The sequence below is a fragment of the Treponema socranskii subsp. buccale genome, assembly GCF_024181585.1.
In the GTDB taxonomy this organism is placed as follows: domain Bacteria; phylum Spirochaetota; class Spirochaetia; order Treponematales; family Treponemataceae; genus Treponema_D; species Treponema_D buccale.
This window is the reverse complement of sequence record NZ_CP054258.1, coordinates 43,247-69,010: the sequence shown is the minus strand read 5'-3', so window position 1 is coordinate 69,010 and position 25,764 is coordinate 43,247. Positions and strand designations below refer to the sequence as shown.

Genomic DNA, 25,764 nt, shown 5'->3' with positions numbered 1-25,764 from the left:
TATTAATTAATAATGCGGCGGTATGCGGTTGGGAATTTCTTCTGCCGCATCGGCCAATTCGCGCAGTTTTTCCGACATCGCTTTGCACTGCGCCGTAATCCCGTCGATCGATTTCGTGTGAACGACGGAAACGCCCTGCAGCTGATTTACAAAATCTTCGAGATAGACAAGTTTCGTTTCGAGCGCGACGATGCGCTTTTCGATTTCAATATCCGTAGACAACTCCTTGTAAGATGCGGTTTACCGCTCTTCGAAATATTCGTATGCATCGACGATGTCGAGGTAAACGCCGTCGAATCCCGCATCGATAATTTTTTGAATATATGAATCCTCGCCGCCGCAGATGATAGTTTGCCAATCTTCGTTCCAGTATCGTACTTTGTAATTTCCTTTCCAATCGGGATTCAATTTGTCGAGCCACACAGGCGCATTTTTTGTCAATTTTTTTCCGCGTATCCAGCGCTCATCCCAATACCGGCGATAGTCTTCCGCTTCGCCGATACTCATATACGCGATGACAAAGCGCGCGCCGCCTGAAGCTTTTTTCTTAATCGATTCGACAGCCGCACGGGAAAACGGCACATCTCCGCCGTCTACAAAGGCGTCCATGATCACGGCGTCGTAATCCGTCGCCCGTATTTTTTCGATGAGCGCACTTCCGTCCGCATCGCCTGAAGACATGCCGAGCAAAAATAAAAAATTTTTCGCGTCGGAAAGTTTCGTCACGTCGTTTCGATTTTTGCGGTACGGATAATACTCTCGCCCGTATCCGCTTTGTTCCGGAATAAGGGCGAGATTTCTGTCGGGCGCGGCAAAACCGATAAAACCCGCTGCGGCGTTTTTCGCGTAAGAGTCGGCGATCGCGGCTCGGGAAGAACAGTAATCGATCGAAAAGACGGTCTTACCTTTTTCCGAAAATTTTTTGCACGTACCGACAAAATATGCGGACGCCTTCGAAGATGTCGCTTTGCCCGCTCCCCTTTCGCCGTAAAACGTATCTTCGCGGCCGCATCCGTCGATCGCATCCATGTACGAAGCATCGGCTTCCGTAAGCGGCACTCCGTTTTCGTCGGCGGGGGCATCGCTGTCCCACGCGACCGTCTGCCCGTTTTGCGGAATGACGACAAAGTGCGGATTTTGCGCCTTTGCATAGGCGGATATTTTTTTAATAAAAGAGCGCATTTCTTCGCGGTAACGCGGCGGCACATCGTGTGCGGTACCGGGTGAATTGTCGCTGCAAAAAACAGCCGCGGCAAACATGAAATTAATAATTATTAAAATTGTACATCGTCTTTTGTCGTTTTGTTTCATAAAGCTCCGTCGGAAGTGCGCCGGACATCTTTAAAAAGTTTCACATCGACACCTTCCAGCTCAAGAAGTTTTATTTTTTTATCGATACCGCCGGCATAACCGGTCAGCTTTCCGTCCGATCCGACGACTCTGTGGCACGGTATGATTACGGAAACGGGATTATGCGCAACCGCTCCTCCGACCGCGCGCGCCGATACCTGCCCAAACCCTTTGCGTTTTGCAAGCGTTCGGGCGATATCGCCGTAGGAAATCGTTTTACCGTACGGAATCTTTCGGAGGACGGCCCACACCGCCTGCCGAAAATCGCTTCCTGCCGGAGCGAGCGCGAGTTCAGCCGCATCCGGTCTTTTCCCCGCAAAATATCGATCGAGCCAACGTTTTACTTTGACCGATGTTTTATCGTCGTCTTTCGGCACCGCCTCCGAAATCGCCGCGCCGTAATATTTTTGCCCTTCGAACCACAGTCCGACGAGCGCTCCGTCCTTTACCGCTAAAAGCATATCGCCGAGCGGCGACGAATAAGATGCCGTGTATATCATACTGCTCCTGAGCCGGAAAAGAGTATACTATAAGCGGAAGAATCGGTAAACCGTGCGCGGAAATTCGTTATTGAAGCGAAAATACTGTTTTTAGTTTTACCCCGTGATGCGATCCTTACTTCATTTGCCTTTCGGAAGCCTGTTACATTTGCCTTTTCGTTTTTTTATTCGACAGCACAAGTCCGCAAATCGTAAGCAGGACGCCCGCTGTGCTCAATGCGGTGATCCGCTCACCGAGTACGAAATACGCAAACACGATCGTTACAACGGGAATCAAATAGATGCCGACGGTCGCGCGGACGGCGCCGAGCTTATCGCATGCGGTGTTCCACGCGGCAAAGCAGAGCGCGGACGCGGCGACGCCGAGAAAGAGCAGGTTAACCCAGTTGAGCGGTTTTGCGAATCGGGCCGTATTGACGGCCGCATCGAAGCTTACAAAAAAATTATTATGGTTTTTTGCAAGCGGAGACAATGCGCCGAAGAGTACGAGCGGCGCCATAAAGATGAGCGCATAAAAAAATATGCGCCGTACGACCGCCAATTTGTTAAGACGCAGCGCGTTGATCTTCGTGACGAAGAGCGTATAAAATCCCCATGAAACTGCGGAACCGAGCGCGAGCAGATCGCCTTTCGGTTTTAAGTGGAATTCCGCCGCTCCGTTAAAGCTTACGAGCGCGACACCTGAAATCGCGATGATAAAACCTGCGATAAAAAAAGGCGTGACGTGTTTTTCATGCAAAAAAATCTGCGCAATGATTGCGGCGAAAATCGGGCAGATCGAAACGATGACGCTTACGTTCGATGCCGATGAAAACATGATCGCGATATTTTCGAGAAATTGATATACCGCGACGCCGCTTAAACCGGCTGCAACGAAAAGCCGTTCGTCTTTTTTACGTTCAAGCTTGAGCGGATGCGGGCAGAGAATCCACAGCATGGCATATGCGAATAAAAACCGGATAACGAGAATTTCGAGTGCGGAAAAATCTTTTAAAAGCGATTTCGTGCAGACAAAAGTGATACCCCATACGAAGATCGAAAAAGCGGCGCAAAAAAAGCCGGTAAGCGATTTCGATTTTTGAGATCCGCGATTTTCAAACATGACGGAAGTATAGCACATTCGCCTGTTTTTTTCACACAGTGTACCGATTGCCGCGCGCAGATTAGACACCGATTGTACAGCGTACCGATTGCCGTGCGCAAAGTGACCGCGCACCGCGCCGCACAAAACCGCGCACAGCACGTGACGTTTTTACGCATTCCGTTTACAATAGATATCGTACTTATAACAGGAGCAACATCATGAAAACCGAACGATCGCCGAAAGAAATTTCGGTCGATAAAAAAATCATATCCGCGCTTGAAAAGCTGATCGCGCTTACGCCGGAAAAAGACGGTTTACCGCTCACCGTCGCAAAAGCGCTCATGCGCGACCAGGAAATCGAAGCGGTACAAAATTATGCCAACAACGTTTCGATCGTACGGCTCGGCTACAACGATCACGGGCCGGTACACATGCGCACGGTTACGCACAACGCGATCAAAATGACGGAGATATTGTACAAAGCGGGCGTACAGTTAAGTTTGCAAAAAGAAAAAGCGGGCACTTTTGCCGACAGTTTGACCGCCGTCATATTCGCTTCGTTTTTGCACGATTTCGGTATGTCGATCGGCCGGCAGGATCACGAATTGTACAGCGTTTTTCTCGCGCTCCCCGTCATCGAACGGCTGCTCAACAAATTCATTCCCGGCGGCGAAAACCTCGTACGGCGCGTAACCGTCCGCTCGCTCGCGATGGAAGGCATCGTCGGCCACATGGGTACGCACAAAATCCATTCGCTCGAAGCCGGCATCATCCTCATCGCCGACGGCTGCGATATGACAAAGGGCAGAGCGCGTATTCCCCTCGGGCTCGACAACGCTCCGACGATCGGCGATATCCATAAGTATTCGGCGAACTCGATCGAACGCGTCGAAATCGGCGCGGGCAGCGAAAAACCCGTGCGCATTCAAATATACATGTCGGCGGAAGTCGGCTTTTTCCAAATCGAAGAAGTGCTGCTGCAAAAGATAAACGCAAGCCCCGCAAAACCCTACATCGAACTGCTCGCCGGCGTCGAAGGCGAAGCGATGAAACAATATTTATAAGCGCGCAGGTTTCGGAGACGTTGCTTTCGGACGAAACCTTTTTGCCATCCGCCTTTCCGCCGCTTGCTCACGCGCGGCGTCCTCGCTCCGCTCCGGTCGCTGCCTTCGGCACGGCTCCACGGCGGCGTAGGCGTATCGCAGCGCGGACGCTTTATGTGCAGGCATATTGCACAAACAGTGCGGTGCGAAAACACAAACTGCAAAACATTGACAAAGCGATAAAAACATATTAGCGTTGCTTACAATCGATATGAAAGCAAACGCAGCAAAATCCGAACTCGGAAAAACGAAAGCGCATTCGAAATCGCCGTCGCAATCGGAACAAGCATCGGAGCATACAAAGACAAAAGCGCCGAATTCCAAAGAGCGCATTTTGCACTGCGCCGCTTCCGAATTTTTGCAAAAGGGCTGGGCGAAAAGTTCGATGCGGGAGGTTGCGAAACTTGCCGGCGTTACGACCGGCTCTCTGTATTTTCATTTTAAAAATAAAGAAGCGCTTTTCGACGCGCTCGTAAAAGACGTATACAATGCTCTTTTGGCAAACCATCGCGCAATGTACGACACTTTTTTTACGATGCCGCCCGACATAAAAAAGCGGCGCGCCTTCCGTTTTGAAAGCCGCAAAAAAACGATCGACTTTGTGTATGAACATTACCGCGCGGTAAAGCTGCTCGTGTGCGGTTCGGCCGGCACCCGCTATGCCGATTTTTTTTCGCTCATGATGGAAGATACGTACAAAGCCGATGTGCGCGCTTTGTCGTCGCTCAAAGACCGCGGAAACATACCGCATTCCGACATAGACTTGCGCCTGTATTCGGCGATCGATAAAAGCTTTTGGAACTGCCTGTTCGAAACCGTCCGCTTGGATATTCCCTACGAAAAAGCGCTCAAGTACGTCGCCGTACTCGACGAGTTTTACGAAGCCGGCTGGCGGAAAATTTTGTGCGAAAATCGCCCCATTGGAAAATGAAAATTTGTGTTTTACGCTTTACTTATACGCAGTATAGGATAAACATACTGTTTGATTTTTGCATATAAAGAATTGTATTTTACGGTTTTTATCTGCTTGACAGTTGTTCCCGTTACTGCACAATGGATTGTTATGAACGATGAAAAACAAAAACAGCGTATTTTAAATGACGGTTTGTGGAAGCTTATCTTCGATTTTTCATGGCCGGCCGTAGTCGCCATGGCGCTTTTGGGCGCGAACAATGTGCTCGACGGCATCTTTGTAGGCCGCCTTGTAGGGCCGGAAGCGCTCGCCGGTATTTCCGTAGTTCTTCCGCCCCTGCTTGCGTTGATCGGCTTTGCCCTTTTGTGCGGAACGGGTGCGGGCTCTCTTTTGAGCATTGCGATCGGAGCCGGCGACAGGGACATTCAAAAAAAACTCTTGGGTAATATGAATACGCTCATGCTTATGAGCGCGCTCTTTTTGATGTGCATCGGTTTTGCATTTTCGCACCGCATCGTTTTTTTGATGGGAGGACGCGGCGAGGCTTTGGCACTCGGCGAAACATACTATCGGACTTTGCTCTACGGCGCTCCGTTTTGGATTTACGCAATCGCTTCCAATGCGCTTATCCGCTCGGAAGGTAAGATGAAAACCGGAGCGCTGATTATGGCGTGCGGTCTTTTGTGCAACGCGTGTGCGAATTATATTTTGATGGTGATTTTCGGCATGGGCATCCGCGGAGCCGCATTGGGAACGAATATCGGCATGGCTCTGCAATCGTTTATCGGCATCGCGTACTTTTTACGTAAACCGCTCGCCGGCGAATTCGGTCCGCTCCGACAAACCTTTGCATTCCGTTTCGACAAAAATATTATCGCAAAAATTTCCGGTATGGGACTGTCCGCCTTTATTATGCAGATTATGATGGGCGTGCAAAGCGTGCTTGTTTTGAATGTGCTGAGTGCCTACGGCGGCGAAGCCGATATAGCGTTTTACGGCGTCGTTACGCGCCTTTTCAGCTTTGTCGTGCAGCCGCTTTCGGGACTTATGATTGCCCTGCCTCCGATTATCGGAATCAATTTCGGGGCGGCAAAAACCGATCGGGTTATCGCGGGCTTCAAATGCTTTTTGGCGGCGGCGCTTGCGCTCATTATACCGTTTTGGGTGTGCATGCTTATCTTTCCCGAAAGCGCCGTATCGATTATGATGAAAAATCCTTCCCTGAGCGCATCCGATATATTGAACTTCAGGCTCTACATGGCCCTGCTACCCGTCATGCCGCTCAGCTTTTTGACGCTTGCGTTTTTTCCGGTAATCACTAAGGGGCACATCGCGTCAATCATCGGTATTTTACAGCAAATTGTGTTATACGTTCCGGTCATGCTTATTTTGCCGATCTTTACCGGAGTTGCAGGCGTGTATTACGGTACCTTTTTGATCGAATTGACGACGGCGCTTCCCATCCTCATATTGCTCAAACGCGAATTCCGCTTGCTGCGCACGGGCCTTACCAAGTGGGAAGGGTAATTGCTTTTGCGACCCGGTGCACCGTTTTCGATTTGCCTATAGGAACACACGAGGAGGCATCGTACCGTTGATACGATTTTCGGTTTTGTTTTTAAGAACTTCGGCAGTTTGCCGCTTTTTTCCTTGACAAATTTCTTTGCGCTCTGTATTATAACGATGTTATGTTAGCTTAGGCTAATTACAGGGAACGTCTATCCGGAGAAATTATGCTACAAAGATTTTTTGCGTTGTCTGACGCGGGGACGCGGAATTTGCGTTCGGCGATTACGTTCGGCACTATTATCAATTTGTTTTTGATGGTTCCATTGGGGCTTTCGCTGTATGTGCTGCGCTATTTTTTGGCGCGCATTATGCAACAAGGTTTTCAAGTGCCGAATGTATGGGCGGTGTCGGCGGCCGCTCTCGCGATGATTGCCGTGTTGTTTATTCTCGAAAAATTAAAATACGGCAAGACATATAACGGTGCGTATGAAGAAGCGGCGAACGTACGTATTTCGCTTGCCGAATCGCTTCGGAAACTCCCGCTGTCGTATTTCGGCAGGCGGGATTTATCGTATCTGACTTCGACGCTTTTGAACGACGTTACTCTGATTGAAGAATCGCTTTCGCACGCCGTGCCGGAGCTGTTCGGCGGCATCATTTCGATTTTGATTGCCGCGGCTCTTTTGGCGTTTTTGGATTGGCGGATGACGATTGCGCTTTTTATCTTCGCCTTTGCAGGATTTTTTATCATCGTTGCCGCTCGATCAGTGCTGGATAAAAAAGCAAAGCAAGCGTTTGCGCAAAAAGATTTGATCTACGATTCCCTTCAGCAGATGATCGACAATATCAAAGTGCTGAAATCCTCCGATAAAAAAGCGGCGTATGTACAAAAGCTCAAAGACGATATTACCGAGTCAACGTACATAACGCTCAAAGCGGAAGCAGCGGGCGGAGCGTTTATTTTCGGTTCGGCGGCGATTGTCCGCTTCGGCTTTCCGCTGGTGATTTCATACGGCGCGTACCTCTTGTCGCAGGGAAGAATCGAACTGTTGACGTATATTGTCTTTTTGCTCGTTTCCTGCCGCATTTTCGATCCGCTGACGACGGTGTTTATGATGCTCGGCGAATTCTTTTTAATGCTGATTGCCGTTGAGCGCAAACAGGCGATTGTCAACTATCCCAAACAGACGGGAAGCGAAAGTTTTAAGCCCAACGGTTACGACATCCGCTACGATAATGTTTCATTCTCATATAATGAACCGAACGGCAAAGATGCGGACAGCGATACCGAAGAAAACACGGTAAGCGGAATCGACTTTACCGCAAAGCAGGGCGAAATTACCGCCCTCGTCGGGCACTCGGGCTGCGGTAAATCCACGATTGCACGCTTGGCGGCTCGCTTTTGGGACGCTTCATCGGGCACGGTGAGCGTCGGCGGCGTCGATGTTTCTACGGTAGATCCGGAAACCCTGCTCGCAGCCTTTTCGATTGTGTTTCAGGACGTCGTACTTTTTAACGACACGGTATACAACAATATCTTAATCGGCAACCGAAACGCGACAAAAGAACAAGTGCTTGCCGCCGCAAAAGCCGCCCGGTGCGATTCATTCATCGAAAAGCTGCCGCAAGGCTACGATACGGAAATCGGCGAAAACGGTTATACCCTTTCGGGCGGTGAACGCCAGCGGCTTTCCATTGCCCGTGCCCTTTTAAAGGACGCGCCGATCATCCTTTTTGATGAGGCGACCGCCGCCCTCGACCCTGAAAACGAAACGCTCATCCAACATGCTATCGGCACACTTATAAAGGGCAAAACCGTTATCGTCATCGCTCACCGCCTGCGCACCGTCGAAAATGCCGACAAAATCATCGTACTCAACAAGGGTATGATTGCCGAGACCGGTACCCACGCAGAACTGATGGAAAAGAACGGCATTTATCGGCAGATGTATCGGCTGCAGCGGGAAAGCGAGCAGTGGTCGGCGTAATAATTATTAATTAGAGGGTATATCATTTTAATTACACGAAACGTTTCCGATTATCAATTAGCCGGATCAGGAGGTCTGAATGGACACATATAAAAGATTGTTTAAATATACGCCGGAAAAAATGCACTGCGTGTATATTTCGGCGTTATGCGCCGTGCTGGGCGTCGCTTCTCAGATGGGGGCATTTTGGTTTTTATGGAAGTTTTTGTACGCGCTTTTGGTTACCAAAAACGTTACGGACGGCTCGATGTACGCGACGGTGATTGTCTCGCTGTTGGCGGGCTATTCGATTGTGTACTTCGGCGCTTTGTGGGCGTCGCACGTGCTCGGCTTTCGGCTTGAATCGAATTTGCGCAAAACCGCAATCAAACATTTAATGAACGCTTCATTTGCGTTTTTTGACATGAACCCGTCGGGAAAAATTCGCAAGCTCATAGACGACAACGCGCAGGAAACGCATATGCTGGTTGCGCATTTAATTCCCGATAATATTTCCGCATTGTTTACGCCGATTTTTATGTTTATCATCGTCTTTGCGGTCGATGTAAAGCTCGGTTTTTTGCTCCTCGGTGTTGCGCTTATCGGCGGTGTACAGATGATGTTTATGATGGGCAATAAAAACTTTATGCAGAAGTATCAAGCGGCGTTGGAGCGGATGAATGCGGAAGCTGTCGAATATGTGCGCGGCATGCAGATTGTAAAAATCTTTAAAAGCACCGTCGAATCCTTTAAGGCGTTTTACGAAGCGATTACCGGCTATTCCGATTTGGCATACAAGTACACGCTCAGCTGCCGTTCTCCGTATGTGATGTTTCAAGTGCTGTTTAACCTGTTCGCGGTATTTACCATTCCCGCCGCTGTTTATTTTATGAATAAGGGCGCGGACGGAAATCTCATCATTGCAAAAATCGTCTTTTTTGTGTGCATTGCCGGCATTCTTTTTTCGGCGTTTATGCGCGTTATGTATGTCGGAATGTACAACTTTCAGGCAAAAAGCGTTGTGGATAAGCTCGAAAATCTTTTTGCAGACATGGAAAAAGACAATCTCGAACACGGTACGGAAGAAAAGTTTGACAACTTCGGAATCGAATTTAAAAACGTTTCGTTCGGCTATACCGACGAAAAGATTTTAAAAGACGTGAGCTTTATGTTGGAGCCGAACAAAACCTACGCGCTGGTCGGTTCGTCCGGCGGCGGAAAATCAACCATTGCAAAACTTATTTCCGGTTTTTACAAAATAAATTCAGGCAACGTTTTAATCGGCGGAAAGGATATTTCTTCATATTCAAAAAATGCGCTCATGCACAGTATCGCCTTTGTGTTTCAAACGTCGAAGCTTTTTAAAACGAGCATTTTTGAAAATGTCAAAATGGGTAATAAACATGCAAGCGATGAAGAAGTGATGAATGCGCTTCGGCTTGCCCGCTGCGAAGACATTTTGGCAAAATTCCCCGAACGTGAAAAAACGGTTGTCGGTTCAAAAGGCGTGCACTTATCCGGCGGAGAAATTCAGCGTGTTGCGATCGCCCGCGCTATTTTGAAAAACGCGGATATCATCATTTTGGACGAAGCCTCCGCGGCCGCCGACCCCGAAAACGAATACGAAATTCAGCAGGCCTTTTCCAATTTGATGAAAAACAAAACGGTTATTATGATTGCGCACCGCCTCAGCTCGATTAAAAATGTCGATGAAATTTTGGTTGTCGAAGACGGAAACATCGTCGAGCGCGGCAGCGACGCCGAGCTTATGCAAAAAGGCGGAAAGTACAGCCGGCTGCAAAAGCTGTATTCTCAAGCAAATGAGTGGAGAGTCTAAGAATGAATAAATTACAAAAATGGTTCGGGGTTACCGAATCGGGTGCAAAAGGAATAGTTACGGCGTCGGTATGGTCGATGCTTGCGGATATCTCGTTTATTTTACCGATGTTTTTAACGATGTTTTTCCTGCAGGGATACTTTGAGGGAACGCTGCGGCCGGCGGGATTTTATATCGGTATTATTGCCGCCCTTGCGCTGGTGATGTATGTGCTTGTTCATATCAATTACAACACGCTCTACACGGCGACGTTCAAAGAATGCACGGAACTGCGCGTGAATATTGCAGACCGGCTCAAAGCCCTGCCGCTTGCGTATTTTTCGAAGCACGATGTTTCCGATTTGTCGCAAACGGTGATGACCGATGTCGCCGCAATCGAGCATGCGCTCAGTCACGCAATTCCGCAAACAATCGGCCTTGTGCTGTATTTGATTATAATCGGCGCGATGATGATTGCCGCTCATCCGGGATTGGGTTTATGCGTATTTGTACCGATTATCATCAGTTTTATTCTGTTAATCTTGTCGAAAAAAATTCAAATACGGGAAACGACGCGGGATTTTCATAAACAGCGTGAGCGTTCGGAATTTTTTCAGGAGACGATAGAGCTGCAACAGGAAATTAAAAGCTACGGGCTCACGGATACGGTTGCAGCAAAATTGAATCGCAATGTCGACGAAGCGGAAAAACTGCATTTGGTTGTGGAAGCGCATCAAGCGATCCCGCTTAACATCGCACTGCTGTTTTTAAAGTTTTCCATCGGCGTTACCGTATTTTTCGGACTAAAAATGTATTTGGCAGGAACGGCGCCGCTTTTGTATCTTATCGGCTATATTATCGCAGCCTCGCGCGTTACCGACGCGGTTGCAGGCGTTGAAGCAAACCTTGCCGAGTTGATGTATATCGATTCGCGCGTTAAACGCATTAACGAGCTGCGCGAAACAAAAACGCAGGAAGGCGAGCCCGCTTCGTTGCGGCATTACGGCATTCAATTTGAAAACGTCGAATTTTCGTATAACAAGGGGCAAAAGATTATTGACGGTATTTCGTTTACCGCCGAACAGAATCAGGTTACCGCGCTTGTCGGTCCGTCCGGCTGCGGAAAGACAACCGTGCTCCGGCTTGCATCCCGTCTCTACGACTACGATAAGGGACAGATCCTCATCGACGGCAAAGACATTGCAAAGATCGACACCGACAGCCTCTTCGATAAAATTTCGATTGTGTTTCAGGATGTAGGACTTTTTAATACGTCGATTATGGAAAACATCCGGGTCGGAAATAAAAACGCAAGCGACGACGACGTTATTGCCGCCGCCCGCCTTGCAAACTGTACCGAGTTTATCGAAGCGCTGCCGGACGGCTACAATACGGTTATCGGTGAAAACGGCAGCAGGCTTTCCGGCGGAGAGCGGCAACGTCTTTCCATTGCACGTGCACTTTTGAAAAACGCGCCGATTATAATCCTTGACGAAATCAGCGCTTCGCTCGATGTGGAAAACGAAATGAAAATTCAGGAAAGCCTCAACACGCTCATAAAGGGCAAAACGGTGATTATCATTTCGCACCGCTTAAAGTCGATCGAAAACGCCGACAAAATTATCGTCATGAATAAGGGCAAAATCGATGCGGAAGGCAAACACGCTGAACTCCTAAAAGCCTCACCGCTCTACCGCGACATGATTGAAAAGTCGGGTTTGACGGAGACATATGTTTATTAAACGGAAGGATAAAATTTTACCGCCTGCTCCGAAAGAACATCTTCCGGTGATGGGCGTCGGACCGGTGTGCATTGCGATTATGATTGCGCTCACAGCCGCGGGCATTGCACTTGTCAAATTCGATATGCTTACCGGCGGAAATGTGAACGGCACGCGAACTGCAATTCTTTTTGTCATTGCCGGCATCCTGTGCATTGCAGGCGGCATTGCACTGTGGTGCGCCGCGGTATTCGGTGCGCGCATCGACATCAAGATAAAATCGAACCGGCTTGCAACCGACGGCGTATATGCCCTTGTGCGCAATCCCATTTATTCGGCATTTTTATTTATTTGTACCGGCGCACTGCTGTTTTGCCGGAATCGGTACGTATTGATTTTGCCGCCGCTTTTTTGGCTGTACCTTACCGTGTTTATGAAATTGACGGAAGAAAAATGGCTTGCCGAACGCTTCGGCGATGAATATGGTGCATATTGCAAACGGGTCAACCGCTTTATTCCGTGGAAAAGAGGATGAATATGAATGAAACAAAAAAACGGGCATCGGAAAATCGGACGGAAAATCGAAAGCAGGCGGAAGCCAAGATTGTTGTTCCTGTTGTCAGGACTGTTGTTGTTCCGTTTGCCTACAGTGCAGTTGTTCGCGTTGTTGTTCCAACTGCCGCCGCGTTTGACGCGGTTAGAGCCTGACACGGCACCTTATAAGGTCCATACCGTTTTTAACCAAAAAATTTTCGAGCCGCTAAAGCGGCTAACACAATGCAGGTCATTCTTATTTTCAAAAATTTCCTGCACCGCATCTACGCATTTGTGCTTTGGCAGGTGCGCCGTTACGGGCTGCTTACGCTGCGCCCTCCACTGCTTACCCGCCTACGCACAAATGTGTGAACTCAAGGGCACCAAGCCAGGCGGAAGCCAAGATAGTCGTCCTCGTTGCCAGGACTGCTGCCGGACCGTGCGCCTACAGTGCAGTTGTAGTCGTTCCAACCGCCGCCGCGATGGACGCGGTAAAAGCCTGACGCGGCACCTTGAGGATCGGTAACTGTGTTAGCCGCTATATCGCCGTACCAATCAAAACACCATTCCCAGACATTCCCGCTCATATCGTGTAAGCCAAGTGCATTTGCCCGCTTTTTTCCTACAGGATGAGTTTTATTGTCTGAATTACCTCTATACCATGCAACCTCTCCTGTTTCAGCCGTATCCCATTTATCTTTGGCTCCGCTTGCACTGTTTAATTTGGTAAGGTATACATCGCCGTATTGTTCCGCATTTTCAGTATTGCTTCCCTGCCAGCGGGCTGCATATTCCCACTCGGCTTCGGTAGGAAGGCGGTAGCCTTTTTTACTCATATCGGCATAAGCGGCATCGCAAGCAGCTGTATCAGTCGCATTTTTTAATACCGCAATATCGGTTTTGCTTTTGCGGTATACGCATTCTCCCTCGCCCATCGTCTTTGCTGTATACGCATTACACCACACAATGCAGTCCCGCCAGTTTATAGTCGTTACAGGCTCTTTTTTTCCTGCTTCTGTGGGAGCGGCTCCTTCGGTTCCGTCGCTGCCTTCTTTTCCCTTATTTGCAAAGGCGTAGCCATTACTTTCTGCCCATGTCAGTACCTCGTGCCATACCTCGTACGTTACCTCTGTTTTGCCCAGCTTGTAGGGGCTTAATTTTACCTTCCGGTCTTTAATAAATACACCTTCCCAATAAGCCTGAGTTCCGGGTAAGGTGTAGTCAGGGTCAACGCCTACAATGCCTGTTGTCGGAGGTATTATTTTTACAAAGCCGTCGCCTGTGTCTTCAACAGAACCTACATCGGGAGTTACGGGGCCGCCGCCTCCTGCGCTGTTGGGGCAGGCGGTAAAAAGTACCAACGCAGCAAGCAGCAACGCTGCTGCACCTAAACCTAAGAGCTTGCCGCTCTTTTCCTTCATTTTCATACGAAAACCTCCTCCATATGTGTAATTATAGGGTATATAATAACAAAAAGCAACGGAATATCAAAGCGCAGGGAAAAACGGTTATCGTTGCCGAACACCGCCTTTATTATTTAACCGGAATTGCGGACAGAATCTATATATGGAGAAAAGCGAAATCGCCGGTATTTTTACGCCTGGCGACTTTAAATCGCTTAGTTCCGGAAGGCGGCATCGCATGGGCTTACGGGCACCAGATTTGAGCGAAGTGCGGCCCGATTGCGCGCTTGATACGGCGGCCGTACAAAACAGGACAGCATCCGCGCCGGACAAAGCAGCTCATACATCGGCTCAAGGGGCACACGAGCGGCTTGAACTGGAGGTGAAGAATGTTTCGCTGTACCGCAAAAAAAAGCTTGTTTTGCAAAACCTTTCTTTTTCCGCCCGCGCAGGCGAAATTATCGCAATTACGGGCGCAAACGGTACCGGAAAAACAACCTTTGTACGCGCACTGTGCGGCTTGCACAAAGAAACGGCCGGCAGTTTTCTATGGAACGGAAACGCGCTTAAACCGAAAGAGCGTCTGAAGCGCGCATATATGGTGATGCAGGATGTGAATTACCAGCTTTTTGCGGAAAGCGTCGAAGCCGAATGTTCTTTCGGCTGAAAGCGGTAAAAGCGGAATCGGTCGAAGCGGCTCTTGGTGCGCTGCATTTGTCGGCGCTCCGTTCGCGGCACCCGGTTTCTCTTTCAGGCGGAGAAGCACAGCGGCTTGCCATTGCCCGTGCCCTGCTGCAGGACGCACCGATTATCGTACTTGACGAAGCGACAGCCTTTGCCGACGCCGAAAACGAATACAAAATAAAAAAGACATTCGACGTGCTGCACAAAGACAAAACCGTCATTATGATCGCCCACCGCCTCTCTTCGGTCGTTAACGCCGATAAAATCTGTGTCATCGATGAGGGCACGCTTGCCGAAACGGGGACGCATGCCGAACTGCTCGCACGGAAGGGCTTGTACGCAAGTATGTGTGACAACTTTCAAAAAGGCATCGAGTGGAAGGTTTAATAATTTGTAATTGATAATTAGAGGGTAATGGGAAATCGGCAATGACTGAAAGTTTTATGCCGATGTGTTATAATCGCCTGCAATGAATATGTCTGCGGATAAAATTAAACTTGCCGTTATTTATTTCTCACCTACGGGAACAACGAAAAAAGTCATTGATTATATTGTTAAAGGAATTGACGGGGACATAATATGTTCTACGGATTTGACTAAACGGGACAATAGAGAAAAAACACAAGATGTAAGTTTCGCAGATGCGGATTTGATAATCGTGGGCGCTCCGACATACGGAGGGTTTTTATATAAGGAATTCAGAAACTGCCTAAAGCATTTGGATTTTCAAGGAAAATGTATAATTGCAATCACACTATACGGTAATGCATCACCGATGTTTGCTACCGGAGAAATGATATCTATAATACAAAAGGGTAACGGAAAGCTGCTCGGGTACGGTGAATTTGTCGGGGAGCATTCATATTCCGGTAAAGATATTCCGGTTGCGAAAGGCAGACCCGATAATGATGATTTACAAAAAGCGGTACTATTCGGAAAGACTGTAAGAAACAGATTATTACATACGGAAACACGGCATCTTTATAATAGGACAACTGTGTTTGATAAAATTATAAATTTTGTCGCAGATAAAAAACCGGTACATACCGGGAAAAGGATGTTTACTATTCCGCATACAGATAACGAAAAATGTATTCACTGTTCCGAATGTGTAAAAGTATGTCCTAAAAGTTGTATACGTGCGGATATGACAACCGATAAAAATGAATGTATTGTGTGCATGGCATGTGTTAAAATATGCCCGACGGGGGCAAGAGAAGCCCATCCTAAAAATATACTAGTCAAATCAGGTTTACATAGTATAAATAAAAGAAAGCACAAATCCCGTTTTTTCTAATCGGAGAGCGGCCGGCGGAAAAATCGTCGCATGCGGCACAGGCGAAGAAATCGTGCGAATCGGATAAGCTTCACCGGCACCTATCTTGTGCAGGTTTTGAACTAAAAGCATCTTTTACTTACGGCTTTTCCGGGTATGGGAATTTCCGCCCGGACAATTGACACGGCGTGCGCTGCAAAGTACAATGCGCTACGATTGGAATCGTCGATTATAAAGCCGGCAACATACAAAGCGTGCGGCACGCGCCGGATTTTTTGCGCATCGAATACGTGATTTCGGATACGCCGAAAAATCTTGAAAATGCTTCGTGCCTTATGTTTCCCGGCGTCGGAAACGCGGCCTATGCAATGGAACGCGTCAAAAAAGCGGGTTTCGATTCTTTTTTTAAAGAACGCGACGCACGGCTCAACACGTGGTAAAAATTATTATTTGCGGGAGAACAGGAGATATGGTTATACACGAATACGGAAACATTGAGGCGGAAAAAATACTGGTTTTGCACCCGATGTTGCTGACCGGTGCCTTTGCGGCAAAGCTGTTTGCGCCGCTAAGCGATCGGTACTGTATTATTGCGCCGGATTTGTCGGCTCACGGGCAAGCGTCTTCGAGTGAGTTTGTTTCCGCCGAAAACGAAGCTGCGCAAATCCTTTGCTATTTGAAAGAAAAAGGCTATACGGATATCGCATTGACGTTCGGCATTTCCCTGGGAGCGCGGATTGCGCTGGAGCTGTTGAAGGATGACGACATACACTGGAAATGCATTGTTTTGGACGGTGCGCCGGTATACAAAAATGCCCGCTTTTTGCGCTTTGTGTATACCGCCGTCTTTTTAAGTAAATGGAAAAAGGCGCGAAAATGCAAGGGGTTTGCTCAAAAGAAAATGACCGCATTGTTCGGTGAAGCGGGCGAAGTAATGGGAAGCACGTTTGAAAGCATGGGTGAAAAAAGCCTGCGAAATATCATAGCGGCATGCAGCCGCTTCGATTTTTATCCGTATCCGAAAGATGTGCAGCAGCGTATGTATTTTGAATTCGGCAGTAAAGAAATAGATGCACGGCAAGCAAAGACGATTTTGTGCCGCTACCCTTTTGTGCATATCGCACTGCATAAAGGGTACGGGCACTGTCAGTATATGGCAGCGGAAAAAAAGGCATACCTTGCGATGCTTGAAGAGCGCATGAAGCGGAAGGTTTGAATAAATTGATAACCGATAATGCGATGATATCGGTTCAAACGAGCATACAATTTACAAATTAACAATTTAAATCCCGCGTCATATCCGAAGCAGTTTCATCGGTTTTTTTACCGGGACGAAACCTTTTTGCCATCCGCCCTTCCGCCGCTTGCTCACGCGCGGCGTCCTCGCTCCGCTCCGGTCGCTGCCTTCGGCACGGCTCCACGGCGGCGTAGGCGTATCGTATTGCGAGCGTCTGTCGGCAAGTGCTATAATCGAAGGCGATGAAGCGTAATTATCAATCGGAACTCGACGGCATCCTCGACCGCATCTCAGCGGAAGAAAGAGCGGGAGCGCCTGCAGTAAAGCCTTCGCTGCTCCTCCACGCATGCTGCGCTCCGTGCTCGTCTTATGTCATCGAATACCTCGCATCGTATTTCGACATTTCGATTTATTATTACAATCCGAATATCCATCCGCAAAAAGAATACGAGCGGCGCTTACACGAACTCGAAACTTTTTTACCGCAATTTCCGCCGGCGCTCGAAAACCGCGTTCGGCTCATACGTGCGGATTACGATGTACGCGAATTCGAAGAGGCCGTGCGCGCAGCCGAAAATCCCGAACTCGCTTCCGAAGCCGAACGCGGGGAACGGTGCAGACGATGCTATGAACTGCGTATGAAGCGCGCATACGAATACGCCCGTGCGCACTCTTTCGATTGGTTTACGACGACGCTTTCGATCAGCCCGTTTAAAGACGCGGATAAAATCAACGGTATCGGTGCGATGCTCGAAGCATCAGGAGGCCCGCGCTTTCTCACAAGCGATTTTAAAAAGCGAAACGGTTTTAAACGCAGTCTCGAAATCAGCAAAGAATACGGCATGTACCGGCAGGACTATTGCGGCTGTAAGTATTCGCTCGAAAATACGAGAGCACATTGAACGACGGCGGTTCCGCTTGTCGTGCGTGAGGGATTGGAGAGGCGAAAGTTCCGAAGCGAGCGATGCGCGAGCGGAGGAATGGAGCGCGAAAGCGCGGAACCTCGAAAAGCCCGGCCCGAGCGGAGCGAGGGACACGCCCTGAAAATTAATAATTAATAAAAAACAAACATCGCGAAAACTGCAACAGATTTGGAAGAATGCATACCGGCTGCGGGGATCGGAAAAGCACGTGCATTGAACGGGCACGCGCTTCCGAAACCGCGTTTATTTTTTCATCAGATCGGCGCCGCTCTTCCACGCCTGCCCGACTTTTTCACCGATGCGGTAATAACCGTTTTGGAATTGGTCGAATACGAACGCATTGATTTTTTCAGGATCGATTTTGTTTTTTGCGTCGAGAATTTTTTCGTCCGCGATGACATTGACGATTTCACCGACGACGCGGAAGCCGCACACGCCGTGTTCGATCGCCGCGACTTTGCATTCGAGCGTGAGCGGGAATTCTTCGACGACGGGAGCGTCCACTTTTCGGCTTTTATACGCATGCAATCCCGTACGTTCGAATTTGTCGGGCATCGTATTGCACGACGCGATGCCGAAAAAATCGGCCGCTTCGATATTGTCGAGATCCGCAATGCTGAGCGTAAAAGCGTTTCTCTTTTTGATATTTTCGGACGTTTTGTGCGATTCATCGAGATTGAGCGCGACCATATTTTCCGCGCACATACCGCCCCACGCCATATTCATGACGTCGACGCTGCCGTCTTCGTTGTACGTCGCAACCATAAGCACCGGCATGGGAAACACATAGGGATGAACGCCTAAATCTTTTTTCATACTAAGCCTCTGTAATTTTTGCGGAAAATCGCAAGCTTTGATAAAAACGACGACAGTCTTTCGGCCCGCCGTTTACCGTATCTCACCGGATAAAAACACTATCACCGAAAGGAGGCTTTGTCAACGAAGGGGGAATCGGGTATCGAGGACATTATCTGAAAGTTATGATATGATACAGTATCATATTTCAATTAATAAATATAAGAACGCAGAAGGAAAGACTATGCCGGCAAAAAAGAAAACAAAATCGACTAAAACCGCAGCAACGTATAAGAACGAATTAGGATTGCCTCTTACCGATCCCGCCGAAATCGCACAAGATATCTGCTGGACGGCATGGGATATCGACAGTTCAACGGTGCGAGGCAAAAAGGAACGGGAGCGGCTTGTAAAAGAAGCGTTGCAGTATGACGAAAACTGCACCGATGCCTATTGTATTCTTGCTTCCGAATCTTCAAATGCGGAAGATAAACTCCGCTATGCGTTAAAAGCGAAAAAGAGTTTTGAAAGCACACACGATGCATCGTACTTTAAAGAAAACGAAGGCATCTTTTACGGTGTTTTGGAAACACGTCCCTATATGCGAGCTCTTTGGTACTATGCCGATGCTTTGCTCGATATCGATAAAAATAACGCGGCGGAAACTATGCAATATATGCTGCGCCTTTGTCCGAACGATAATCTCGGAATCCGTTATCGGCTTATCAATCTGTTCATTGCGATGAAAGATTTTGTTGCCGCGCGAAAACTGCTTAAAGCACACCCTGACGATGCCGGTGTTGAAATGATTTACGGGGCACTGTTGCTGTTGTTCGCGGAAAACAATTCGGACAAAAAGACAATCGCGCGGGCATACAAAAAAGCGAAAGAACGTAATCCTTTTGTTCCGGCTTATCTGCTCGGCAAAAAAAACGTTTCCGGTGAGGAAAACGAATATATCGCTATGGGCAGCGAAGACGAAGCGGCGCTGTATGCCCGCGATAATAAAATACTGTGGGAACAGTTTCCGACTGCGCTTGATTTTTTTAAGGAAGCCGACAGGGAATCCTTATAACAGAAGTAAGAGTTCGCCCGCGGCTTATAAAAAAAACAGTATAATACTGTAATAAGGGTTGAGTATGGCAAGTACATTGGTCCAAATCCGTGTTGATGAAAAATTGAAAGACGATGCGGCTGCCGTCTATGAAAATCCGGGGCTCGATTTATCGACAGCAGTACGTATTTTTTTTAAGCGCAGCGTTGCCGAAAACGGTATTTCCGACATGAATCTTGAAGAAATCAATACCGAAATCGATGCCGCTCGCAAGCGATAACGGGATGCTTTTGTACGCGCGTCAATTTTCAAGCCTCATAAGACTGTTATTCCGTTAAGAACTCTTCTATCGTATCTACAAGCTCGTTAAAATTGTTACGAAGACGGTTCATCAACGCTTTCGTTCGTTTGTCGTTGTAGGCTTGTACACTGCCTGATTCCAGGAAAAGTTCATACGGTTCAACTTCAAGCGCATTCGCAAGCGAAGCTATCGTTTCAAATTTACCGACTTTTTTTTGATTTTCAATTTCGCTTATATATGCGCTTGTTATGCCGGCACGTTCCGCCAGCCGTTCCTGTGTCAGCTTTTTTGATAACCTAAAACGTCTGATATTTTCCGAATATAATAGAAATGAAAATAAAATTTGAAGAGTGTTTTGCAAAAGAAATAATATAAAGTGAACCTCTAAAAACTGCAGTTTTTAGAGGTAATTTTGGAAATACGATATTTTTCAATCCCCCTACGCGCCTCATCAGAGCGCCTGCAATTCCGCACCGAAGCGGATGCTCCGCTCGGTTTGCATCGAATCGAACGCGATGCCGTAACAGCCGGCTTTTTTGCTTACCGAAACGACGGTGCCGAAGCCGAAAATCGGATGGCGTACGCGTGTGCCTTCTTCGTAGGGTGTGCCGATCCGTTTGAGCTGCGCTTCACTGTAATCGATGAGCGTTTTCGTCTGCACGACAAGCGATTCGTCGAGTTCTCTTTCAAGCGTGAGGTTTTCGAGTCCCGCATCGAAAATAAAACGCGACGGCTGTTTAAAGAGGTTGTCGTTCGCCGTCCCTTCCGCATCCGACAAAAAGAGCGCGTCTTTCGCACGTGTCATCGCGACATACGCGATCCTCCGTTCCTCTTCCATATCGTCGAGCGAGAGCGTTTTACGCGACGGAAACACGCCTTCGTTCAGACCGCAGACAAACACATACGGGAACTCCATGCCTTTTGCCGCGTGGATCGTCATGAGTTTGACATTACTTCGATTTTCTTCCCTGTCCAAATCGGTAAAGAGCGCAATGTGCGATAGAAAATCTTCCAGGCTCGCGTCGTCGTCCTGTCCCGCTTTTTCCACCGCACGGCGGAATTCGGCGACATTGTCGAGTCTGTCCTGATCGTTTTGCAAACGCAAGTATGCTTCGTAGCCCGACCTGTCCATAACCGCCTGCAGCAGCGTACCGAGCGGAAGGGCGGTATACGATGCGCGAAGCGTTTCTATCGCTTCGACGTATGCGCGCGCTCCGGTACCTGCAAAAAGCGACGTATCGATATTTCTTTTAAGTTCGTCGTACAGCGCCGTACCGTTTTGTTCGGCAAGAGTCCGCAGCGCATCTATTTTCGTTTTGCCGATTTTCCTCGACGGCATATTAACCGTGCGCAAAAACGCGACGTCGTCACCGGACGTGATCATGCGGAGATAGCACACGATATCTTTGATTTCCCTGCGGCTGTAAAATTCTATACCGCTGTAAAATTTATAGGGTACGCGCTTATCGATAAACGTTTCTTCGATCGCGCGGGAAAGATAGTGTGCGCGATATAAGACCGCGATGTCGCCGTAGGCTGCGCCGCGTTTTGCAAGCTCATCGATTTTATTAAAAATCCAAAGCGCTTCTTCGCCTTCGCTTTTACAATGGCAAAAAATCGGTTTGACGCCCGCCGCCTTTTCCGCCGTAAGCGTCTTTTGATACCGTACGGTATTTTTTTCGATCAGCGTATCGGATGCTTTGATGATTTCCGGCGTCGAGCGGTAATTTTTCGAAAGCAAAAACGTTTTCGCATCGGGATAAGTTTTATCGAAATCGAAAAAGAGTCTTACGTGCGAGCCGCGCCACGAATAGATCGTTTGATCGGGATCGCCGACGATGTAGAGGTTTCCGTGCTTTCCGGAAAGTGTCTGTGCGATTTTGTACTGCTTTTTGCTTACGTCCTGAAATTCGTCGACCATGACGTACTGCATGCGTGCCTGCCATTTTTCGCGCACGGCGGGAAAATGTTCGAGGATATACGTCGTAAAATTTATTAAATCGTTGAAGTCGAGACCGAAGATTTTTTTCTGCTCGTAGATATAGCGTGCAAAAATTTCATCGCGGCGGTCTTTGATAAAATTGAAACGTTCGCGAAGCTGTTCGTTGTTCATGCGGTAGATATCGTCGATATACGTGTCGGCGCGCATTTTTTTCGCTTCGAGCACTTCGTCGATCGCGCTTTGCACCGTCATCTCCCGCATCGTAATGTGCATATCGGAAAAGATGCGCAGCAAAATATCGCGCTCATCTTCCGTATCCATGATGACGAAATTTTTCGGGTAGTTTAAAACGCTGATGTCTTCTTTTAACAGCTGAACGCAAAACGCGTGGAACGTGCAGATATATCCCAAATCGACATCTCCGAGCCGCTTACGCACGCGCTGTTTCATTTCGTTTGCGGCACGGTTTGTAAAAGTCGCGCACAAAATATTGCCGGGAGCGATGCCCGCTTCGTCGACGAGGTAGCAGTAGCGCGACGTCAGCGCTCTCGTTTTGCCCGTACCCGCTCCCGCGATGACGCGCACGCGCCCTTCCGTCTGCATGACGGATGCCTTCTGTTCATCGTTGAGCGATAAAAGAATCGATTCCATACTGTCGGTATGCAGTCTAAATCAAAAGCGCTCCCGTGACAACCGGCGGCCGCGGCATAACGACGGTACGGAACTGCGACAATGCAGCCGCCGGCAAAGGTGCCGATATGGCAGTGCAGCTGAAAATACTGTATAGTAACGGTATGATTGTATCGCACACGAAACTGCTTGTGCTCTTTGTACTCTTTATCGGAGCGGGAGCGGCGTTTACCGTAACCGGAGCCTACATGCTTTCGAAAAAATATCTCGCATCTCTCGGCGACAAAAAGCGGCTCGGAAAAGCTGCCGGAAGCGCATCGCTCGCACTCGGTGTTCTCACTATCGTAACGGGTATCATGTTCTTTATTGCGCCCGACGCGGCGGCATACATCGTCGTCATCTATCTTGCGTTTTTATTCGTACTCGCGTGCGGTGCGATGATCGCCGCGAAAATAAAAAAATAAAATACATGGAGGTATATATATGAAAAATCCGAAAACGAAACATATCGTAAAAATTATTAAAATATTCGCGGCCGCTTTGCTGCTTGCGGCGATATCGATATCATGCGGAAATATGGCGGAAGATCCCAATGCCGCTTATTTTGCCAAACTGGAAAATGACGTGCTTGACGAAATCAATTTTGCGCACACACAGCCGGCGCAATACGTAAAAACTCGTTTGGAACCGTATGCCGGTGAAAATCCCAGTACTGCCATGACGGAATGTATTAACGAGATGACAGTAATGAAGTCGCTGAATCCTTTGAAACTCAATAAAAGACTTACGCTTGCGGCAAAAGAATGGGTTCGCTTGCAAGGAGCAGGCGGAGGTGTCGGACACGGGAATGTGGGAGAACGGATCCATAAACACGGCTTGTATCCGCATACTTGGGGTGAAAATATCTCTTACGGCCACGACGATGCGAGGACGATCGTCATCCGACTTTTGGAAGACAATAGCGATCCGGACCGCGGGCATCGCAAAAATATTTTAAGCCGTGCTTATACGCACGTCGGTATCGGCTGCGGAACGCATACAATATATCGTTTTATGTGCGTTCAGGATTTTATCGGCTGAACGGACGGAGCGTCGCCGAACGCACAGCGCTATCTAAAAATACTTTCGAAGCTCGGCATTTTAATTAATTATTAAATTTTATTTACACGTTTTGTCAGCCGTACGAGCCGCTCGTGAGACGCGATCATGAGAAGGCAAAACAGCAGCACGTATACAGGCAAAAGCGAGATGCCGAATTTGTCGGCGAGAAAACCGAAGAGCGGCGGCAGAGCGCAAGTGCCGATATACGCGCTTGCCATTTGTACACCGATAACCGCCTGCGATTTATTTGCCCCGAAATGATGCGGCGTTGCATGGATGAGGCTCGGAAAAACGGGCGCACAGCCGAGCCCTATAAGCGCGAAACCCGAAAGTGTAAACGTATTTCCGAACGGCACAAAGAGCAATATCACTCCGGCAAGGATAACGATTTCGCCGAGCCTCACCATCTGCGTATCGTTCAAATACATCGAAATAAAACCGGCGAGCGCGCGGCCTGCGGTAATGCCTAGGTAGACGAAGCTCGCATAGCGCGCCGCGACATCCGCTGAAACGCCGTTGTGCAAAACCGCATAGCTCGCCGCCCAAAGGCCGCTCGTCTGTTCCACCGCGGAATAACAAAAGAATGAAAGCATCACCGCTTTTGCGCCGGGTAAATTAATAATTTCTTTAAGCGAAAGCGGACGGGTATCGGCCGAATCGAGTGATGAAGCTTTCGACGTATCGAATGCGGAAGACTCCGTCGTCTTCGGCACGGATGGGCGTATATCGGATACGGAAGCCTGCGCTGCTCCGGATATCCGCTCGGCTGCGCTTATATCGTTTCGTTTCCAAAGCGGCAAACTGAAGACGAGAAGGGCAGTAAGCGCGGTTTGCAGTACCGCAATCGCGCGATAACCCGCATTCCACGTGTTCCCGTGTGCAAGCGCAAAACCCATAACGTAGGGACCGGCCGCCGCTCCTACTCCCCACATACAGTGCAGCCAGCTCATGTGACGGCTTTTGTAATGAAGCGCGACGTAATTATTCAGCGACGCATCCACGCTGCCCGCACCGAGTCCGTACGGAAGCGCCAAAAAGACGAGCGCATAAAACGAATGCGAAAGCGAAAAACCGAAAAGCGCGAACGCGGTCAGCGCGACGCTCGCGGCGGTCACCCGTCCGGTTCCGAATTTTTTCGTCAATCGATCGCTCTGCAAACTCGAAACGACGGTTCCAAAAGCGATGATCATCGAAATGATACCGGCGTAAGAAACGTTTACGCCGAATTCGCGATACATAACCGGCCATGCGGAACCGAGCAGCGCATCCGGCAAACCGAGACTGATAAATGCGATATAGATAACCGCGAGCAATACGTGTATCATGTTTTCACAATATACCTTTAAGGTGCGCAAACATGCAAGCGCAAATCGCTTTGCAATCGTTTATCTCTCCGTCACCGATTTGTTTGAGCAGCGTATCGACCGGAAGCCATTCGACATTGAGAAATTCGTCGTCATCCAGCTCCTGCCGCGTTTTTTGAAGGCGGCGCGCATAAAAGATGTAAAGCGTTTCCGTAATAATTCCCGGCGACGGATACATCATGCCGAGGTATTCCATAGAATCCGCAATGCAGCCCGTTTCTTCCCGTAATTCGCGGCGCGCCGCATCGACAGGCTTTTCTCCGGGAATTTTATCGAGCTTGCCGGCGGGTATTTCCGTCGTAATCCGATCGATAGCGTATCGGTATTGCCGGACAAGTGCGACTTTACCGTCGTCGATCGCTAAAACCGCAACGCCGCCGGGATGCTTTACCACTTCGCGCGTCCCCGTTTTTCCGTCAGGTAAACGAACCGAATCGACGCGAAAGGAATACGATGCGCTTTTATACAACTCTTCGGAAGAAATTTTTTGTTCGATAAGTTCCATTTCACGTACCTCCGCATGCTTCCGTTTGATTTTAAAACCGGCAATTGCACTG

28 protein-coding genes and 1 pseudogene are annotated in these 25,764 nt (G+C 48.7%); 18 read left to right on the top strand and 11 right to left on the bottom strand.

Going from position 1 to position 25,764, the window contains the following annotated elements:
• Window positions 1-6: 6 nt before the first annotated feature.
• The 4 genes from HRI97_RS00330 to HRI97_RS00315 all read right to left on the bottom strand — a co-directional run bounded on the left by HRI97_RS00330 (window position 7) and on the right by HRI97_RS00315 (window position 2,952).
• Window positions 7-222, bottom strand: coding sequence for a SlyX family protein (locus HRI97_RS00330; protein WP_180487696.1), 216 nt, complete (start codon window positions 220-222; stop codon window positions 7-9).
• Window positions 223-240: 18 nt separating this feature from the next.
• Complete coding sequence (locus tag HRI97_RS00325) at window positions 241-1,311, bottom strand: endo alpha-1,4 polygalactosaminidase (RefSeq protein WP_253725937.1); 1,071 nt, start codon at window positions 1,309-1,311, stop codon at window positions 241-243.
• Window positions 1,308-1,850: a methylated-DNA--[protein]-cysteine S-methyltransferase gene (locus tag HRI97_RS00320; RefSeq protein WP_253725936.1), complete on the bottom strand. Its 543-nt coding sequence runs from the start codon at window positions 1,848-1,850 to the stop codon at window positions 1,308-1,310. Before HRI97_RS00320 ends, HRI97_RS00325 begins: the two co-directional genes overlap by 4 nt.
• Window positions 1,851-1,992: 142 nt before the next feature.
• Window positions 1,993-2,952: a DMT family transporter gene (locus HRI97_RS00315; protein WP_253725935.1), complete on the bottom strand. Its 960-nt coding sequence runs from the start codon at window positions 2,950-2,952 to the stop codon at window positions 1,993-1,995.
• Window positions 2,953-3,152: 200 nt separating this feature from the next.
• Here HRI97_RS00315 and HRI97_RS00310 point away from each other — a divergent pair, with 200 nt between their 5' ends.
• The 7 genes from HRI97_RS00310 (at window position 3,153) to HRI97_RS00280 (ending at window position 12,498) form a co-directional block, all read left to right on the top strand.
• Window positions 3,153-3,998, top strand: coding sequence for a phosphohydrolase (locus HRI97_RS00310; protein WP_180487462.1), 846 nt, complete (start codon window positions 3,153-3,155; stop codon window positions 3,996-3,998).
• Window positions 3,999-4,248: 250 nt separating this feature from the next.
• Window positions 4,249-4,968 carry a TetR/AcrR family transcriptional regulator gene (locus HRI97_RS00305; protein WP_253725934.1) on the top strand — a complete coding sequence of 240 codons (720 nt, stop codon included), beginning with the start codon at window positions 4,249-4,251 and terminating at the stop codon, window positions 4,966-4,968.
• Between the two features lie 51 nt (window positions 4,969-5,019).
• Window positions 5,020-6,477: an MATE family efflux transporter gene (locus HRI97_RS00300; RefSeq protein WP_253725933.1), complete on the top strand. Its 1,458-nt coding sequence runs from the start codon at window positions 5,020-5,022 to the stop codon at window positions 6,475-6,477.
• A 206-nt stretch (window positions 6,478-6,683) separates the two neighbouring features.
• Window positions 6,684-8,447, top strand: coding sequence for an ABC transporter ATP-binding protein (locus HRI97_RS00295; RefSeq protein ID WP_253725932.1), 1,764 nt, complete (start codon window positions 6,684-6,686; stop codon window positions 8,445-8,447).
• Window positions 8,448-8,526: 79 nt separating this feature from the next.
• Window positions 8,527-10,263, top strand: a complete 1,737-nt coding sequence (locus tag HRI97_RS00290) for an ABC transporter ATP-binding protein (protein WP_253725931.1) — start codon at window positions 8,527-8,529, stop codon at window positions 10,261-10,263.
• 2 nt (window positions 10,264-10,265) lie between these two features.
• On the top strand, window positions 10,266-11,984 hold the full coding sequence (locus HRI97_RS00285) for an ABC transporter ATP-binding protein (protein ID WP_253725929.1): 1,719 nt from the start codon (window positions 10,266-10,268) through the stop codon (window positions 11,982-11,984).
• Window positions 11,974-12,498 carry a methyltransferase family protein gene (locus tag HRI97_RS00280; protein ID WP_253725928.1) on the top strand — a complete coding sequence of 175 codons (525 nt, stop codon included), beginning with the start codon at window positions 11,974-11,976 and terminating at the stop codon, window positions 12,496-12,498. Before HRI97_RS00285 ends, HRI97_RS00280 begins: the two co-directional genes overlap by 11 nt.
• A gap of 53 nt (window positions 12,499-12,551) precedes the next feature.
• Here HRI97_RS00280 and HRI97_RS00275 read toward each other — a convergent pair.
• Both HRI97_RS00275 and HRI97_RS00270 read right to left on the bottom strand, forming a co-directional pair.
• Window positions 12,552-12,680 (bottom strand): annotated as a pseudogene (locus HRI97_RS00275) (SUMF1/EgtB/PvdO family nonheme iron enzyme); the annotation flags it as partial.
• 191 nt (window positions 12,681-12,871) lie between these two features.
• Window positions 12,872-13,924: a formylglycine-generating enzyme family protein gene (locus HRI97_RS00270; protein WP_253725927.1), complete on the bottom strand. Its 1,053-nt coding sequence runs from the start codon at window positions 13,922-13,924 to the stop codon at window positions 12,872-12,874.
• 214 nt (window positions 13,925-14,138) lie between these two features.
• Here HRI97_RS00270 and HRI97_RS12600 point away from each other — a divergent pair, with 214 nt between their 5' ends.
• The 7 genes from HRI97_RS12600 (at window position 14,139) to HRI97_RS12560 (ending at window position 18,141) form a co-directional block, all read left to right on the top strand.
• Window positions 14,139-14,567, top strand: coding sequence for an ATP-binding cassette domain-containing protein (locus HRI97_RS12600; RefSeq protein ID WP_366794191.1), 429 nt, complete (start codon window positions 14,139-14,141; stop codon window positions 14,565-14,567).
• Window positions 14,552-14,971 (top strand): ATP-binding cassette domain-containing protein, encoded by a 420-nt coding sequence (locus tag HRI97_RS12595; protein WP_366794189.1) that lies wholly within the window; start codon window positions 14,552-14,554, stop codon window positions 14,969-14,971. Before HRI97_RS12600 ends, HRI97_RS12595 begins: the two co-directional genes overlap by 16 nt.
• Before the next feature lie 82 nt (window positions 14,972-15,053).
• On the top strand, window positions 15,054-15,881 hold the full coding sequence (locus HRI97_RS00260) for an EFR1 family ferrodoxin (protein WP_253725926.1): 828 nt from the start codon (window positions 15,054-15,056) through the stop codon (window positions 15,879-15,881).
• A gap of 167 nt (window positions 15,882-16,048) precedes the next feature.
• Window positions 16,049-16,300 (top strand): type 1 glutamine amidotransferase family protein, encoded by a 252-nt coding sequence (locus tag HRI97_RS00255; RefSeq protein WP_253725925.1) that lies wholly within the window; start codon window positions 16,049-16,051, stop codon window positions 16,298-16,300.
• 29 nt (window positions 16,301-16,329) lie between these two features.
• Entirely contained in the window at window positions 16,330-17,076 is a 747-nt protein-coding gene (locus tag HRI97_RS00250; RefSeq protein WP_253725923.1) for an alpha/beta hydrolase, read from the top strand.
• Window positions 17,077-17,339: 263 nt separating this feature from the next.
• Complete coding sequence (locus HRI97_RS00245; protein ID WP_253725921.1) at window positions 17,340-17,999, top strand: epoxyqueuosine reductase QueH; 660 nt, start codon at window positions 17,340-17,342, stop codon at window positions 17,997-17,999.
• Between the two features lie 16 nt (window positions 18,000-18,015).
• Entirely contained in the window at window positions 18,016-18,141 is a 126-nt protein-coding gene (locus tag HRI97_RS12560) for a hypothetical protein (protein WP_277055230.1), read from the top strand.
• 122 nt (window positions 18,142-18,263) lie between these two features.
• On the opposite strand, the gene HRI97_RS00240 is transcribed toward HRI97_RS12560, so the two are convergent.
• The gene (locus tag HRI97_RS00240) at window positions 18,264-18,836 is read right to left on the bottom strand and encodes a flavin reductase family protein (protein ID WP_253725920.1); all 573 of its coding nucleotides are present in this window, start codon (window positions 18,834-18,836) and stop codon (window positions 18,264-18,266) included.
• Window positions 18,837-19,059: 223 nt separating this feature from the next.
• On the opposite strand from HRI97_RS00240, the gene HRI97_RS00235 reads away from it, so the two are divergent.
• Together HRI97_RS00235 and HRI97_RS00230 are read left to right on the top strand one after the other, a co-directional pair.
• On the top strand, window positions 19,060-19,890 hold the full coding sequence (locus HRI97_RS00235; protein WP_253725918.1) for a hypothetical protein: 831 nt from the start codon (window positions 19,060-19,062) through the stop codon (window positions 19,888-19,890).
• Window positions 19,891-19,954: 64 nt separating this feature from the next.
• On the top strand, window positions 19,955-20,149 hold the full coding sequence (locus tag HRI97_RS00230; RefSeq protein ID WP_253725917.1) for a type II toxin-antitoxin system RelB/DinJ family antitoxin: 195 nt from the start codon (window positions 19,955-19,957) through the stop codon (window positions 20,147-20,149).
• Window positions 20,150-20,195: 46 nt separating this feature from the next.
• On the opposite strand, the gene HRI97_RS00225 is transcribed toward HRI97_RS00230, so the two are convergent.
• Both HRI97_RS00225 and HRI97_RS00220 read right to left on the bottom strand, forming a co-directional pair.
• On the bottom strand, window positions 20,196-20,531 hold the full coding sequence (locus HRI97_RS00225) for a helix-turn-helix domain-containing protein (RefSeq protein WP_253725915.1): 336 nt from the start codon (window positions 20,529-20,531) through the stop codon (window positions 20,196-20,198).
• Window positions 20,532-20,621: 90 nt separating this feature from the next.
• The gene (locus tag HRI97_RS00220; RefSeq protein WP_253725914.1) at window positions 20,622-22,763 is read right to left on the bottom strand and encodes an ATP-dependent helicase; all 2,142 of its coding nucleotides are present in this window, start codon (window positions 22,761-22,763) and stop codon (window positions 20,622-20,624) included.
• Between the two features lie 35 nt (window positions 22,764-22,798).
• On the opposite strand from HRI97_RS00220, the gene HRI97_RS00215 reads away from it, so the two are divergent.
• Window positions 22,799-23,206, top strand: a complete 408-nt coding sequence (locus HRI97_RS00215; protein ID WP_253725912.1) for a hypothetical protein — start codon at window positions 22,799-22,801, stop codon at window positions 23,204-23,206.
• 112 nt (window positions 23,207-23,318) lie between these two features.
• Window positions 23,319-23,822: a CAP domain-containing protein gene (locus HRI97_RS00210; RefSeq protein ID WP_253725911.1), complete on the top strand. Its 504-nt coding sequence runs from the start codon at window positions 23,319-23,321 to the stop codon at window positions 23,820-23,822.
• Between the two features lie 71 nt (window positions 23,823-23,893).
• Here HRI97_RS00210 and HRI97_RS00205 read toward each other — a convergent pair whose 3' ends face one another.
• A complete protein-coding gene (locus HRI97_RS00205; RefSeq protein WP_253725910.1) occupies window positions 23,894-25,168 on the bottom strand; it encodes an MFS transporter in 1,275 nt (424 codons plus the stop codon).
• Window positions 25,169-25,172: 4 nt separating this feature from the next.
• Complete coding sequence (locus tag HRI97_RS00200) at window positions 25,173-25,712, bottom strand: NUDIX hydrolase (protein ID WP_253725909.1); 540 nt, start codon at window positions 25,710-25,712, stop codon at window positions 25,173-25,175.
• Window positions 25,713-25,764: the final 52 nt, after the last annotated feature.